Here is a 14024-nt window from a genome sequence, read left to right on the forward strand (position 1 = left end):
CCTTTTGAGGGTACTCTGCCAAACCCACTAAAGTGTTCGTTTGACTTCCTAATTCACTGCTGATTGTCTAGGGCCTGTTGAGGTTTCGCTATAATTTATTGAAATATAAGAGCAAACTCGTAATATTGTCGTTGTGATACCAACAAAAAAACGAGTTTGCAATGCCCCGCTTAATGCTCAGTGATGAGCAGTGGTCGAAGCTAAAAACGATCATGCTTCAAGAAGGAATTTATGACAAGCTCAATCTTCGATTGGAAGTTGAGGGAATGTTCTATCGAATGCGTGTAGGGTGCCCTTGGCGTGACTTGCCGAAGCAATTTGGCAAATGGGCCTCCCTCTACAAAAAATTTAATGACTGGTCGATGACTGGCAAGTGGTTAAGGATTTTTAAAGCAGTAGTCCAAGATCCTGATTTGGAATGGGTATTCATGGATGGAAGCTATGTAAAGGCCCACCAACATAGTGCAGGGGCTGCTGGTAAGGATTGTGAGGCCATTGGCATCAGCCGGGCAGGCCGTACCAGTAAGATTCACCTGGCAGTAGACAGCTATGGATTACCCATTTCTTTTAAAATTACCGGCGGACAAGTTCACGACTGTTTAGCGGCTCCGAGCTTGATAGAATCCTTTCCACCCCCTGAAGTTCTGACGGCTGATAAAGGTTATGACAGCAAGGCAATACGCCAACAAATCTCTGAGAAAGGCACTGTTCCGAATATACCCAGAAAGAAAAACTCAGTGATAGGGAACGCTAGCCTAGATAGGCATCTGTATAAACTCAGACATCTTGTGGAAAATGCCTTCGCCAGGCTAAAGCATTTTCGAGCCATTGCCACCAGATTTGATAAATTGAAGCGCAATTATCAAAGTATGCTAGCCATGGCTTGTAGTTATCTATGGCTGCCCATGTGAAACCTCAACAGGCCCTAGTTTTTTCCTATTAAAATTCACAGTGAATCCAAATGGATAGCTTTATAAGCTGGGAATTTGTAGTAAGCCATCATCCAGGCCACTGTCTACGCTTCCTCGCTAACACCCTGATGACAAGGCAGTTTTTGTCAATGATCAGCCAAGTTCCTCTAGATAAAATACCAAACTGTTTCTACGGTTTGATGGCTGCTCTCTGTTGTCGGCAAGCCTTGTCTACATAAGGATTATGGTGTCCTTGGTGTTTAGCCACCCGACGGTCGCGTTCACACTCCCAATCAGTGACTGGGTAGTGTTGATGCCAGCGTTGAATGATCTGGAGCTGTTGTGGTGTATAGGTGAGTTGATAGCGCTCGCCCATATAGAGGTAGGTGCGTGCAATGGCACCCCGCGCCTGCGGTGGTGGCTCGACCCGTTTGTTTGTGGGGTCGACTTTAAAGGCACAGCGGCCATAGGGTGATTGCCCGCCAGCCCACTCTGCAAAAGCATAATGTTTACGATCACCATTGATCTCACCAATCGCCGGTTGTAGGTTGTGCAGATCAGCTTCAATCTGGTTAAACACTGGATCCTGTCCACAACCCCTTCGCCCTCCCTGCTGCCAACAACGGCGTTGATGGCCAAATTGCCAAGCAGGAACCACATGCTCCCACTCAATTCGCGAGGCCCGTTGACTATCCTGGCGTGGCTGATAACCACAGGCTGCCCAATCAGGACGACCGCGGTTCCCTTGCCAAATAATCGGGCAAGCGCAATAAAAGGTCACTGCATCGTGATGAATCGTGCGGGCGATGCGCTTCGCTGCCGAAAAATTTTTGGGAGCCTGATCAGTGGGGTATAACCAATAAACGCCATAAGCGATCATCAGCAAAATGCTTTTTAGCAGCCCGCTACGGATTTTATAAGCCTTTTTTTTACGCATGCGGTTTACACAGGCGGTTTAGGCAGTCAGGTGATCAGGCGATATGGGCACAGCAGGTATTGAATGTTGTAGAACGCTCAGCAACCCATTGGATGACTGACTGACTGTCTGGTGGCTGTTGTAAGCTGGACTCACCCGCTGTTAAAAATAATGATGATCCTGGCACTATTTTATCTAATGTCCCAGATAAATCACTCAGGCATGCTTGCGCAGTAGAGTGCTCACTCTTTAGGGTCATACTAAACAGTGAAGAACTATTCATTCGGTAGGTTGCGATCTGCATGATAGGCTGGGAGTGAATGACGCTTTGTGCTAAAAAGTGTTCCATTTTTACCCTTCTTTAGAGCTCGCTTTAGAGTAGAGTTTCTCTCCGATGAATAAAGGCATCGTTGTTTCCTGACAGGGTCTCTAGAGTGGTTATCCTTGACAAGCCGCTTGTAAAGCAGCCACTTGATCGATCTGCTCCCAGGGGAACTGTGGGCGGCCAAAGTGGCCATAAGCCGCGGTCTCCCGATAGAGGGGCCTTAATAGCTTCAGGCTATGGATTAAGCCGTAAGGAGATAGATCAAAACAGGCCCTAACGGCAGCAATTAAACGCGCGGTGGGAACTTTGTGGGTTCCAAAGGTTTCTAGCATAATCGAGGTGGGTTGCACCACGCCAATCGCGTAAGAGAGCTGTATTTCACAGCGCTCTGCGAGATCTGCAGCTACGATATTCTTAGCAATGTAGCGAGCGGCGTAAGCGCCTGAACGGTCGACCTTCGAGGGATCTTTACCAGAGAAGGCTCCTCCCCCATGCCGAGCGGCACCCCCATAAGTGTCGACAATAATTTTACGACCGGTTAAGCCACAGTCACCCATCGGGCCACCAATGACAAAGCGGCCGGTTGGATTAATCAGATAGCGGGTGTCGCGTGAGAGCCACTCTCGGGGTAGCACCGGTTGAATAATGGTCTCCATCACCGCCTCTTGTAGCTGAGATAGGCCGATCTCCTCAGCATGCTGAGTGGAGAGAACGACGGTATCTATCCCGATGATGCTGTGGTGATCATAACGGAAGGTAATTTGACTTTTAGCATCAGGGCGTAACCAAGGTAAGGTCCCATCCTTACGGACCTGTGCTTGCCGGGCTACTAAACGGTGCGCATAGGTGATAGGTGCTGGCATCAGCTCCTCAGTCTCCCGAGTGGCATAACCAAACATGATCCCTTGATCGCCGGCTCCTTGCTGCTGTGGATCTGCTCGGTCCACGCCTTGATGAATATCGGGAGATTGTTTGCCAATAGCATTGAGAACTGCACAGGAGTCAGCATCAAACCCCATATCGGAGTGGTGGTAACCGATCTCACGGACCGTATTGCGGACTAAGGCTTCAATGTCGATCCAAGCGGTGGTGGTGATTTCACCACCCACCAGCACCATGCCAGTTTTGACATAAGTTTCGCAAGCCACGCGGGCTTGGGGATCTTGGGCAATGATGGCATCTAATACCGCATCAGAAATTTGATCGGCGATTTTATCGGGGTGTCCTTCAGAAACCGATTCTGAGGTAAAAAGATGTTGGGTCATAGCGTGATAAAGGCTCTTAATTTAGCAGGTAACCAGTTGGAACACTGGCCAAGCGTGTAGAGTCTTGATTAGAGCAGAGCCCCTGCAGTTTTTCAAGGTGGGGTGCCGTTTTATTTCACAAATCAGGGATAAATCAGTATACCCAGGAGACACTCTTCGGGATAATAGAGGGCCGTTGAAAGCGCGGTATTCATGGACTACCGATCAAGTGATCGGTGCGCTTTGATCGTGCTGCTTATAGGAGAAACCAGGGTGTCAGCACATGCTCTCTCGTAAAGAATTAGCCAACGCTATCCGTATCTTAAGCATGGATGCAGTAGAGAAAGCCCGCTCAGGCCATCCAGGGGCCCCCATGGGCATGGCTGATCTGGCGGAGGTGTTATGGCGCGACTTTCTAAAGCATAACCCCAAAAACCCTCACTGGGTAAATCGTGATCGATTTGTATTATCGAATGGCCATGGATCGATGCTGCTTTACAGTCTGCTGCATCTCACCGGTTACGATCTATCACTCGAGGATTTGCAACAGTTTCGGCAGTGGCAGAGTAAGACCCCAGGCCATCCAGAGGTCGCCGAAACACCAGGGGTTGAGACCACTACAGGGCCACTAGGACAGGGGTTGGCCAATGCGGTGGGGATGGCGCTGGCTGAACAGTGTCTAGCAGCCCAATTCAATCGACCGGATTATCCAATCGTTGATCACTACACCTATGCCTTCGTTGGCGATGGTTGCCTGATGGAGGGCATTTCCCACGAGGTCTGTTCGTTAGCGGGGACGTTGAAGTTAGGTAAATTAATCGTTTTTTATGATGACAATGGCATCTCCATTGATGGGGGGGTCCAGGGATGGTTTAATGAGGACACCGCCGGCCGTTTCGAAGCGTATGGTTGGCAGGTGGTGCGTGCCGTTGAGGGGCATCACAGTGAGGCCATCAGTGCTGCTATCCGGCAAGCGCATCAGGTGACCGATCGCCCCTCCTTGATTCTCTGCAAGACGATCATCGGCTATGGAGCCCCCCATAAGGCTGGGTCCCATGAATGTCATGGTAGTCCACTAGGGGCGGCTGAGGTCGCGGCCGTTCGGCAACAGTTAGGGTGGTCAGCCCCCCCGTTTGTGATTTCAGCAGAGCAGTATCAACAGTGGGACGCTACCCAGCAGGGGGCAGGGCTTGAGCAGCAGTGGCAGGCGCTCTGGCAGCGTTACCAAGCGACCTATCCCCAGTTAGCGGCAGAATTTGAACGGCGGACCCAGGGGCGCTTGCCGGTAGGCTGGTCTGCACAGATGTCCCAGTTTATTCAGCGATTGCAAGATACACCAGCCCATTTAGCCACCCGCCAGGCCTCGCAAAAGGTACTAGAGCAGATAGGTCCCTGGTTGCCAGAGCTATTGGGTGGATCGGCTGATTTAACCCCTTCCAATTTAACCACCTGGTCCGGCTCTGTGGCACTGAACAGTACGCCTGCAGGCAACTACCTGCATTATGGGGTGCGTGAATTCGGCATGTCTGCCATGATGAATGGCATCGCGCTGCATGGCGGCTTTATCCCCTATGGGGCAACTTTCTTGGTCTTTACCGACTATGCCCGCAATGCTGTGCGCCTAGCGGCTCTGATGAAGCAGCGGGTTATTTTTATCTATACCCATGACTCTATTGGGCTGGGTGAAGATGGTCCAACCCATCAACCGATTGAGCAGCTAGCGCTATTACGCTTAACCCCTCACTTGATGACTTGGCGTCCCTGTGACCAGGTAGAGGCTGCGGTTGCCTGGCAAGCGGCGATTGAGTACACTCAAGGGCCAAGTGCCTTAGTCTTTTCCCGACAAACGCTACCACAGCAACCCCGGAGTGCCGAACAGCTGGCCACTGTCCATCGGGGTGGCTATAGCTTATGTGACAGTGAGGGCGAGCCTGAGCTGATTATCATTGCTACCGGTTCAGAGGTTGCTCTGGCGGTCGCTGCTTACCAACAGCTGCAGGCACAGGGGTATCGCGTGCGTGTGGTCTCCATGGTCTCCACCGAGCGCTTTGAACAGCAGTCCGTGGCCTATCGGGAGACAGTACTCCCGTCGGCGGTCACGGCTCGTTTAGCGATTGAAGCGGGAAGTCCCGAGGGTTGGTACCGTTATGTGGGGTTAGCAGGGAAAGTGATTGGCATGCAGGGCTTTGGGGCCTCAGCGCCGGCGGAGCAGCTGTTCGTACACTTTGGCTTCACGGTTGAAAAGGTCGTGCAGTGTTCCCTAGAATTACTGATATCTGTTGGGCCTTAATCCTCCTACGCTACCCTGTTTAAAAAAGGATATTGCCGAAGTGTTATTACAGATGAAGGATCTGCCGTTAACTGATAAACGGGTGTTGATCCGGGCTGATCTGAATGTCCCCCTGAAGCAAGGTCGTATCACTTCGGATGCCCGGATCCGCGCGCTGATCCCCACCTTGCAGCAGGCGTTACAACAGGGCGCACGGATCATGCTCGCCTCACACCTCGGGCGTCCAACTGAAGGCGAGCCTCAGGAAGCTTACTCATTACAACCCGTTGTTCACCACCTAAAAACGCTGTTAAATCGGCCGGTACGCTTAGCAAAAAATTATCTACAGGGCGTAGAGGTGGCGGCCGGTGAACTGGTGGTATTAGAAAATGTCCGCTTTAACCTGGGGGAGAGCGAGAACGATCCCCAGTTAGCCCAACAGTATGCGGCGCTCTGTGATCTGTTTGTGATGGATGCTTTTGCCTCTGCCCATCGGATGCAGGCCTCTACCTATGGGGTAGCTCACTATGCACCAATGGCTTGTGCTGGACCGCTATTACTGAATGAGATTGCCCAGTTAACGCGAGCACTGCATCATCCAGCACGGCCACTGGTTGCCATTGTCGGCGGCTCCAAGATCTCCAGCAAGTTACCGCTGCTACAAGCGATTGCCCAACGGGCTGATCATCTCATTGTTGGGGGCGGGATTGCTAACACCTTTCTCGCAGCCCAGGGCTATCCGATGGGGCAGTCACTCTATGAAGCCGCCCTCATTCCGCAAGCGCAGCAGCTGCTGGCAACGACCGATATTCCGCTTCCCAGTGATGTTCGAGTCGCGCACGTTTTTTCTGCTGAGGCCCCTGCGCTGTTAAAACCGGTGACTGCAGTCGCGCCTGAAGAACAGATTTTGGATATTGGGCCAGCCACCGCCCAGCAGTTAGTCACGCTGTTAAGCAGCGCTAAGACCATTCTATGGAATGGTCCACTGGGGGTGTTTGAGTGGCCCAATTTTCGGCGGGGGACCGAGGTAGTAGCACGCGCCATTGCCAACAGTCACGCCTTTTCTATCGCTGGTGGCGGCGATACCCTAGCGGCTATTGACTGTTTTGGAATTGCCGAACAGATCAGTTATATCTCTACCGGCGGGGGTGCTTTTTTAGCGTTTATTGAAGGTAAGAGCCTGCCGGCCATTAAAATATTGGAGAGGCGGGGGCAGGGTTAAGCAGAGGAGCACCACCAAGGTTTTTATCCACGCTATCGAGCACATGAGGCGCTATGTCACAACTTTTTGATCGCATCAAACCCGGTGTAGTGACCGGTGATGGAGTCCAGCAGCTGTTTACGCTGGCTAAAGCACATCGCTTTGCTTTACCCGCTGTGAATGTGATTGGGACCGACTCCATCAATGCCGCCCTCGAGGCGGCGGCTACCGTCCGATCACCCCTGATTGTGCAGTTCTCTCATGGTGGGGCTGCTTTTATGGCGGGCAAGGGGCTGACGTTACCAGGTGCCGAAGCGGCTATCTTAGGTGCCGTCTGTGGCGCTCATTATCTGCATGCCATGGCGGAGGCCTATGGTGTGCCGGTCATGGTGCATACTGACCATGCTGCTAAAAAACTATTGCCCTGGATTGATGGATTATTAGAGCAGGGAGAACAGCATTTCGCCAATACCGGTAAACCGCTCTTTTCATCCCATATGATCGATCTCTCTGAAGAGTCGCTGGAAGAGAATCTGGATATCTGCTGCCATTATTTAGCGCGGATGGCTAAAATGGGCATGACCCTGGAGATTGAGCTAGGGTGTACCGGTGGTGAGGAGGATGGGGTCGATAACAGTCAGCTGGATAATGCGCTGCTGTACACCCAACCGCAGGAGGTGGCCTACGCCTATGAGCGCCTCCGCCAAATCAGTCATCGTTTTACTATTGCAGCAGCCTTTGGTAACGTCCATGGTGTTTATAAGCCAGGGAATGTCAAACTAAAGCCAGAGATCCTTCAACGCTCACAACAATATGTTGCTGAGCGCTTTAATTTACCTGCCGATCCTATCCATTTTGTATTCCATGGCGGCTCTGGTTCTTCACTGGCAGAGATCCGTGAAGCCATTGGTTATGGCGTGGTTAAAATGAACATTGATACTGACACCCAATGGGCCACTTGGCAGGGCATATTACACTACTATAAAGCCCATGAAGCCTATCTTCAGCAGCAGTTAGGCAATCCAGAGGGTGCCGATAAACCGAATAAAAAGCAGTATGATCCGCGGGCTTGGTTACGGGCGGGTCAAGTCTCGATGGTCCAGCGTTTAGAGCAAGCTTTCGCTGATCTAAATGCCTGGCAGCGGCTACCATCAGTAGCCAGCAATCCTGCTGATATTGAAGGGGTTAGCCAGGTTGATGGCTAGCCTAACCTCCCACAATAGGTTAACAAGCGGTTGAATGCATGGACTCATTGACTATCGTCACCATACCCCAACAGCTCAGGGGCTGGTTATTGCAACACCAGCAGTCGCTGCTGCACGTGCTGTTTCAGCTGCTCACGGCGCTGCTGATTTTTTGGATCAGCCGCTGGCTTGCTCGTGGCTGCTCACGGGGAGTAGCCGCTCTGTTGCAACGGCAGTCGGTCGATCATACTATCATCGGTTTTGTCCGCGTGGTGATCCAGGCACTGGTGCTATTAATCGGGATCATTGCCGCCTTAGGGGCTATAGGGGTACAGACAGGCTCCCTATTAGCTCTTTTAGGCACCGCGGGTTTAGCAGTGGCGCTTGCCCTGAAAGATGCTCTTGCCAATTTTGCAGCGGGTATTTTATTGGTGCTCTTCCGTCCCTTCCGGGTGGATGAAACGATAGAGGTCTCTGGAGTCACCGGTACGGTTGCCCAGATTCATCTATTTTCGACGGTACTTAAAAGCCCTGATCATAAGCTCTTGATACTCCCCAACGGCGCCATTATCAAAAGTACGATTATCAACTATTCGCGCCAACCACAACGGCGGGTCGATTTTTTAGTCGGGGTTGCCTACAGTGCTGATATTGATCAGATTAAAGGATTATTGACTGAGCTGATAGCCGCTGATCCTCGCGTCTTACAATCTTTAGGGATTACGGTACGTTTAAAAGAACTCGCCGCCTCTTCCCTCGATTTTACGGTACGCTGCTGGGTTAATAATGCGGATTACTGGCCGGTCTATTTTGATCTTCTAGAGACGATTAAAAAGCAGTTAGATGCCCATAAAATTGCTATTCCATTCCCCCAAATGGATATTCATCTCCACTCTAGAAGCCGCCAGCACTAGGCTTAGCGTGGTGGAACCACCAACCCCGGGAAACAACACACCCTAGGAGTGTCGCCATGAAATTGAGGATCGCTGTACTCCTACTGCTCTGGTCTGCCACGGGCCTGCAGGCGGCTGAGATCACGCCGCCCATAGGACCTCACATTGCGGTGGTTGGGCATGGCCGTGTAGCCGTCAAACCTGATCAGGCAGTGCTGCAGCTACAAATCACGCTGGAGACCCAAACCGTAGAGCGGGCTAAACAGCAGATTGATCAGCAGATCAACCGTTATCTAGATTTTTTACAGCGTGCGGGGATCTCTGATCTTGCCACCTTTTTTTAGACACAGAGAAGAGAAACCTTAAGCGACCTGGGATAACCAATTTTTTTCAAAATTTACAGGAGACAGATAGCCTAGCGTTGAGTGCCGTCTCTGTCGGTTATAAAACACTTCTACGTATTCAAAAATGCTCAATTTGGCTTGTTCTCTGCTCTCAAAACGTTCAAAGTGGGTGTGCTCTGTTTTTAAGGTATGGAAAAAACTCTCTGCTACTGCATTGTCATAACAATTGCCCGTACTACTCATGCTAAGCGTTATCTGGTGATGCGCCGATACAGCCTTGAATCCTTTGCTGGTATACTGGCTGCCTCGGTCGGAGTGGTGGATGAGACCTGCAGCAGGCTTCCTCCGTGTTATTGCCTGGCGTAATGCTGCGGCTACTAACTCGGTGGTCATGTGAGCTTGCATATCCATCCCCACGATACTACGAGAGAACAGGTCCAGTACGATAGCAACATACAACCATCCCTCTTGGGTCGGAATATAGGTAATATCTGCTGCCCAGTATTGATCAGGGCGAGTGGCTGTGAACTTCTGCTTGAGTAAATTAGGCGCCACTGCGGCCTTTGGATCGACTATTGTGGTTACCTTAAATCGTTTTTTCATCTTAGCCGCAATATGGGCTGCTTTCATTAGCCGACAAACCCGTTTGCGTGAACAGCGCTCACCTCTAGCTCGTAACTCAGCATGGATACGTGGGCTACCGTAAATTTGGTTGCTTATGGTATAAACCTCTTTAATTTCAGATATTAAACGCTCATCCTCACAATAGCGCTTGGATGGCTCAGCCTTGATAAACTGATAATAGCCACTGCGGGATACACCTAACACGTTGGACATCCTCTCTACGCTGAATTCCCCAGCATGCTTTTGCATAAACTGGTATTTTACTTGCGGGCCACTGAGAAGATGCCCAAGGCTTTTTTTAGGATATCCCTCTCTTCGCGTGCTATCGCCAATTCTTTCCGCAATTGACTGAGCTCAGCATCAGACGCTTTCAGGTATCCTTTGCCCGGGAAAGCCTCTGCACCATCCTTGTTATGCTGATGGACCCACCCTGCCAATGTACTCTTGGGAACTCCCAATTCCTCGCTCAATTGACAGAGCGTTTTACCAGTGCTGTGATACAGCTTTACCGCATTCAGCTTGAATTCCTTATCATAGCTCCTTGATTCCCCTTGATTCATAACTTCACCTCAAAAAGTAACAAAAAATTATACGCTTTGTTCCTCTTCGTTGTGTCCGTTAAAGGGTAGCAAGATCACTCTCGAGCACACATTGATGCCAGCCGGCTACAGAGCCAACGAATCACACCAACAGGGCCAGGTCAAGAGCCTCATCCGGTACGCTATCAACTGACGCGCCAAATCACGGTGACCGTAAAGCCATTAACGATTCTCAATCGCGTACTCGAAGAGGCTCTACGCTGCGGCTTACAGGAGCTGCAACCACTCTCCTTTGGCGTGGCAGATGAAAAGCCTCACCGTTTGCGTGCTCGGGAGCAGGCTATCCAGGATGCCATCAGCCAGGCAGAGCCTATCGCCATTCAGTTGAATAGCCAACGGGGGAGCGTCTATAGTATACGCTATCAGACCCTGGAGTCCTTCCCGCGCTTCCGTGCACGATCCCAGCTACTCGATGCACTCCCGGTGACTCAAACTGATCAGAGCTATCTGCCGCAAACGCTCTATTTTACTGATCAAGTTGAGGTGATCTTCACACTGAAGGCTTCATAGCCAGTCATGAGAGGGAGTGTAGCGGTTGGGGCGTATAAAAACAGAAGATCAGTATGACGATTGAATGGCTTAAAAAAACGGCTGCCCTAGCAGCGTTGTCTTATATTCAACCTGAACAGCTTCTAGGCATTGGGACTGGCTCTACGGTTAACTATTTTATTGAAGCTTTAGCCACCTGCCGCATCCCGATTAAAGGGGTAGTCTCAAGCTCACAAGCCTCTACTCGCCAGTTGCAGGCGCTAGGCATTCCAATACTGGATAGCAATCGGGTGACGATGCTAGATAGCTATATCGATGGTGCTGATGAGGTCGATCCTCATAAGCAGTTAATTAAAGGTGGGGGAGCTGCTTTAACGGGCGAGAAAATCATCGCCGCCATGGCACGTCACTTTATCTGTATTGTTGATCACGGCAAACAGGTGAGCCGGTTAGGTCAATTTCCCGTGCCGGTTGAAGTCATTCCCATGGCCCGGGAGTATGTCACCCGTGAACTGATCAAATTGGGTGGGCATCCCGTTTACCGTCGAGGGGTTGTCACAGATTATGGCCATCTGATTGTAGATGTCCATCGACTGATGATTAGAGATCCCTGTACCCTGGAGCAGCAGATTAACGGCATTGCTGGTGTGGTCACTGTTGGGCTATTTGCACACCGTGGAGCAGATACGGTACTTGTAGGCACCCCTGATGGGGTGCAGATTATCGTCTAATCCATTACCTGAGTTGGGTTAATTTTCAAGGGGTTTTCATTGAAAATCAGCGGGCAAAATCCTCGGTGAAGAATAGGTGATTCGGGGTCATGACGGCGTTTAGACGCCGATCCCAGCAAGCCCGTGGTAACGAGGTGATCTGTTGACAGTCATGGGCTAAGCCAATCATGATCAGCGGTTGTTGCCGCGGATCTGTCTGAAGATGGGCATTCAAGGTGCGATCATAGTAGCCACCGCCCATCCCCAGTCGGTGACAGTCGCTGTCGAAAGCGACTACCGGCAGTAAAATCACCGTTAATTGGGAGAGTGGACAAGCCGCTTCCAGCGGTAGCAGCGGCTCTAGAATGCCGAATCGGTTACGCTGTAATGGAGTCTCGCTGCTATAAGGAAAAAACAGCAGCGCTCCTGTTCGTTGTGGATCAAGTTTGGGTAGGTAGAGCTGCTTGTGTTGCCACCATAACTGTTGACAGAGCGGCTGCGGGTCGATTTCTCCATCAAAGGAGCAGTAGAGTGCGATGTGTTGCGCCTGTTGCAGGGCTGGGTGAGCAGAGAGCCGATGCTGCAGTGCTAGCGCTGCCGAGTGCTGCTGGCTGGATGTTAAGCGAGCGCGCCGCTGGCGCATCAGGCGGCGCAATACTTGGCGCTGCTGTTCGTTAGGCGTCGGCCTAAGGGGTTCTGTAGTCATAAGTGAGGAGGTAGAGTCCCCAAGATGTCGTCGCGAGCAGTCACCCTTGAACCCAGGGTTCAAGGCGAGCAGGTCGGTCACCACCTTAGGCTTCTCAACCAAGGCCGAGCGTGCTCACTAGTGGTAACAAGGCCTGCTCTATTATTATTATCGGCTCAGGGAATCAACCCGCTAACCTACATCCCAGGGGAATAACACTGATTATAGTTCATCAATCTGGTGAAGCAACCAATCTAGTTTTCATCAACGCCTGCTCTAAGCGCTTTTGTAGCTGCCCTGTTTTGGAGAGAACAACGTCGAACTGCTCACGACTTCTCTGCTTACTCTGGAGCAACTCATTGCAGAGATTCAGCGCGACAACCATCACTAACTGTTCACTATTAACCACTTTAAGCCGTTGTTTGAGATCTTGCAAGCGTTCATTCAAGTTAATCACTGCTTGTTGCAGATCTGCTTGTTCTTCAACGGGACAATTCACAGTGAATTTACGTCCGAGTATTTGAATACTAACCATTTTTTATGTCATCGCTGATAGGTTGCGGGGTTAGTCAAACAGCGATCAGCTCAGAAGCTGGCAGCTGATCTCCCAGAGTGATTGAGCACGAACAGAGGGCTCAATCACCGCCTGCAAGCGGTTCAGGCACTTCATAGGCTATCGCCTACGACAGCGTGCTCTACCCTGTTTACTCTAGCATGACCTGTAGGATAGCGCCAGTACAACCCTGATCCATTGCTGAAATAGCCCGTCGATATCATCCAGCCCTTAAGTCATAAAAAATAATTGTTTTAATAACAAAAAATAGTAAAATGGATGGTGTATGTTAAATGATAAGGTAAATTGTAAAAATGAGTGGCGTGTCAAAATTAACCAATGCTGCAGTAAATGATATCAGATTGAAGTTGAATTCAATGATATTGAATTTAAAAAATATTTGGTCGGGTGATTGTGTTAATAAAAGTGATTTTGATAAACAGCACATGGATAAACTAGGGCCTGTTGAGGTTTCACATGGGCAGCCATAGATAACTACAAGCCATGGCTAGCATACTTTGATAATTGCGCTTCAATTTATCAAACCTGGTGGCAATGGCTCGAAAATGCTTTAGCCTGGCGAAGGCATTTTCCACAAGATGTCTGAGTTTATACAGATGCCTATCTAGGCTAGCGTTCCCTATCACTGAGTTTTTCTTTCTGGGTATATTCGGAACAGTGCCTTTCTCAGAGATTTGTTGGCGTATTGCCTTGCTGTCATAACCTTTATCAGCCGTCAGAACTTCAGGGGGTGGAAAGGATTCTATCAAGCTCGGAGCCGCTAAACAGTCGTGAACTTGTCCGCCGGTAATTTTAAAAGAAATGGGTAATCCATAGCTGTCTACTGCCAGGTGAATCTTACTGGTACGGTCTGCCCGGCTGATGCCAATGGCCTCACAATCCTTACCAGCAGCCCCTGCACTATGTTGGTGGGCCTTTACATAGCTTCCATCCATGAATACCCATTCCAAATCAGGATCTTGGACTACTGCTTTAAAAATCCTTAACCACTTGCCAGTCATCGACCAGTCTGATCTTGCTACCCTTTAACGGACACAACGAAGAGGAACAAAGCGT

15 protein-coding genes, 1 other RNA gene and 1 pseudogene are annotated in these 14024 nt (G+C 50.4%); 8 read left to right on the top strand and 9 right to left on the bottom strand.

Annotated elements, in window-relative coordinates; translation table 11 throughout:
* Positions 1 to 161 precede the first annotated feature (161 nt).
* The gene (locus NL324_RS05020) at positions 162 to 911 is read left to right on the top strand and encodes an IS5 family transposase (RefSeq protein WP_253306581.1); all 750 of its coding nucleotides are present in this window, start codon (positions 162 to 164) and stop codon (positions 909 to 911) included.
* A 190-nt stretch (positions 912 to 1101) separates the two neighbouring features.
* On the opposite strand, the gene NL324_RS05025 is transcribed toward NL324_RS05020, so the two are convergent.
* The 3 genes from NL324_RS05025 to metK all read right to left on the bottom strand — a co-directional run bounded on the left by NL324_RS05025 (position 1102) and on the right by metK (position 3417).
* A complete protein-coding gene (locus NL324_RS05025) occupies positions 1102 to 1812 on the bottom strand; it encodes an endonuclease (RefSeq protein WP_436298257.1) in 711 nt (236 codons plus the stop codon).
* A gap of 70 nt (positions 1813 to 1882) precedes the next feature.
* On the bottom strand, positions 1883 to 2176 hold the full coding sequence (locus NL324_RS05030) for a hypothetical protein (RefSeq protein ID WP_253306582.1): 294 nt from the start codon (positions 2174 to 2176) through the stop codon (positions 1883 to 1885).
* Between the two features lie 89 nt (positions 2177 to 2265).
* Complete coding sequence (metK, locus tag NL324_RS05035) at positions 2266 to 3417, bottom strand: methionine adenosyltransferase (protein WP_253306583.1); 1152 nt, start codon at positions 3415 to 3417, stop codon at positions 2266 to 2268.
* Between the two features lie 262 nt (positions 3418 to 3679).
* Here metK and tkt point away from each other — a divergent pair, with 262 nt between their 5' ends.
* The 5 genes from tkt to NL324_RS05060 are packed head-to-tail and all read left to right on the top strand — an operon-like array spanning position 3680 to position 9287.
* A complete protein-coding gene (tkt, locus tag NL324_RS05040) occupies positions 3680 to 5686 on the top strand; it encodes a transketolase (RefSeq protein WP_253306584.1) in 2007 nt (668 codons plus the stop codon).
* A gap of 52 nt (positions 5687 to 5738) precedes the next feature.
* Entirely contained in the window at positions 5739 to 6887 is a 1149-nt protein-coding gene (locus NL324_RS05045) for a phosphoglycerate kinase (RefSeq protein WP_253307131.1), read from the top strand.
* Positions 6888 to 6940: 53 nt separating this feature from the next.
* Positions 6941 to 8071, top strand: coding sequence for a class II fructose-bisphosphate aldolase (fbaA, locus tag NL324_RS05050; protein WP_253306585.1), 1131 nt, complete (start codon positions 6941 to 6943; stop codon positions 8069 to 8071).
* Positions 8072 to 8109: 38 nt separating this feature from the next.
* Positions 8110 to 8964: a mechanosensitive ion channel domain-containing protein gene (locus tag NL324_RS05055; RefSeq protein WP_253306586.1), complete on the top strand. Its 855-nt coding sequence runs from the start codon at positions 8110 to 8112 to the stop codon at positions 8962 to 8964.
* A 56-nt stretch (positions 8965 to 9020) separates the two neighbouring features.
* Positions 9021 to 9287, top strand: a complete 267-nt coding sequence (locus NL324_RS05060) for an SIMPL domain-containing protein (protein ID WP_253306587.1) — start codon at positions 9021 to 9023, stop codon at positions 9285 to 9287.
* Between the two features lie 18 nt (positions 9288 to 9305).
* Here the strand turns inward: NL324_RS05060 and NL324_RS05065 are convergent, their stop codons facing one another.
* Together NL324_RS05065 and NL324_RS05070 are read right to left on the bottom strand one after the other, a co-directional pair.
* On the bottom strand, positions 9306 to 10256 hold the full coding sequence (locus NL324_RS05065) for an IS3 family transposase (RefSeq protein ID WP_366516351.1): 951 nt from the start codon (positions 10254 to 10256) through the stop codon (positions 9306 to 9308).
* Positions 10172 to 10471 (bottom strand): transposase, encoded by a 300-nt coding sequence (locus NL324_RS05070; RefSeq protein ID WP_253305847.1) that lies wholly within the window; start codon positions 10469 to 10471, stop codon positions 10172 to 10174. The genes NL324_RS05065 and NL324_RS05070 overlap by 85 nt, the downstream gene beginning before the upstream one ends.
* A gap of 90 nt (positions 10472 to 10561) precedes the next feature.
* Between NL324_RS05070 and NL324_RS05075 the strand changes: the two genes are divergently transcribed.
* Both NL324_RS05075 and rpiA read left to right on the top strand, forming a co-directional pair.
* Positions 10562 to 11020: an SIMPL domain-containing protein gene (locus NL324_RS05075; RefSeq protein WP_301282776.1), complete on the top strand. Its 459-nt coding sequence runs from the start codon at positions 10562 to 10564 to the stop codon at positions 11018 to 11020.
* Positions 11021 to 11073: 53 nt separating this feature from the next.
* Positions 11074 to 11730 (top strand): ribose-5-phosphate isomerase RpiA, encoded by a 657-nt coding sequence (gene rpiA, locus NL324_RS05080; protein WP_253306588.1) that lies wholly within the window; start codon positions 11074 to 11076, stop codon positions 11728 to 11730.
* 46 nt (positions 11731 to 11776) lie between these two features.
* Here rpiA and NL324_RS05085 read toward each other — a convergent pair whose 3' ends face one another.
* The 4 genes and pseudogenes from NL324_RS05085 to NL324_RS05100 form a co-directional block, all read right to left on the bottom strand.
* Positions 11777 to 12415, bottom strand: coding sequence for a 5-formyltetrahydrofolate cyclo-ligase (locus tag NL324_RS05085; protein ID WP_253306589.1), 639 nt, complete (start codon positions 12413 to 12415; stop codon positions 11777 to 11779).
* Positions 12416 to 12427: 12 nt separating this feature from the next.
* Positions 12428 to 12608, bottom strand: a non-coding RNA gene (gene ssrS, locus NL324_RS05090) — 6S RNA.
* An 18-nt stretch (positions 12609 to 12626) separates the two neighbouring features.
* Complete coding sequence (zapA, locus tag NL324_RS05095; protein WP_301282759.1) at positions 12627 to 12929, bottom strand: cell division protein ZapA; 303 nt, start codon at positions 12927 to 12929, stop codon at positions 12627 to 12629.
* A gap of 491 nt (positions 12930 to 13420) precedes the next feature.
* Positions 13421 to 13975 (bottom strand): annotated as a pseudogene (locus tag NL324_RS05100) (IS5 family transposase); the annotation flags it as partial.
* Positions 13976 to 14024 lie beyond the last annotated feature (49 nt).

Origin of the sequence: unidentified bacterial endosymbiont, from assembly GCF_918320885.1 — a bacterium.
In the GTDB taxonomy this organism is placed as follows: Bacteria; Pseudomonadota; Gammaproteobacteria; order Enterobacterales.

Coding starts and splice junctions, on each gene's coding strand:
- NL324_RS05020 (WP_253306581.1), top strand. CDS start 162: ATGCCCCGCTTAATGCTCAGTGATGAGCAGTGGTCGAAGCTAAAAACG.
- NL324_RS05030 (WP_253306582.1), bottom strand. CDS start 2,176: ATGGAACACTTTTTAGCACAAAGCGTCATTCACTCCCAGCCTATCATG.
- metK (WP_253306583.1), bottom strand. CDS start 3,417: ATGACCCAACATCTTTTTACCTCAGAATCGGTTTCTGAAGGACACCCC.
- tkt (WP_253306584.1), top strand. CDS start 3,680: ATGCTCTCTCGTAAAGAATTAGCCAACGCTATCCGTATCTTAAGCATG.
- NL324_RS05045 (WP_253307131.1), top strand. CDS start 5,739: ATGAAGGATCTGCCGTTAACTGATAAACGGGTGTTGATCCGGGCTGAT.
- fbaA (WP_253306585.1), top strand. CDS start 6,941: ATGTCACAACTTTTTGATCGCATCAAACCCGGTGTAGTGACCGGTGAT.
- NL324_RS05055 (WP_253306586.1), top strand. CDS start 8,110: ATGGACTCATTGACTATCGTCACCATACCCCAACAGCTCAGGGGCTGG.
- NL324_RS05060 (WP_253306587.1), top strand. CDS start 9,021: ATGAAATTGAGGATCGCTGTACTCCTACTGCTCTGGTCTGCCACGGGC.
- NL324_RS05070 (WP_253305847.1), bottom strand. CDS start 10,471: ATGAATCAAGGGGAATCAAGGAGCTATGATAAGGAATTCAAGCTGAAT.
- rpiA (WP_253306588.1), top strand. CDS start 11,074: ATGACGATTGAATGGCTTAAAAAAACGGCTGCCCTAGCAGCGTTGTCT.
- NL324_RS05085 (WP_253306589.1), bottom strand. CDS start 12,415: ATGACTACAGAACCCCTTAGGCCGACGCCTAACGAACAGCAGCGCCAA.
- zapA (WP_301282759.1), bottom strand. CDS start 12,929: ATGGTTAGTATTCAAATACTCGGACGTAAATTCACTGTGAATTGTCCC.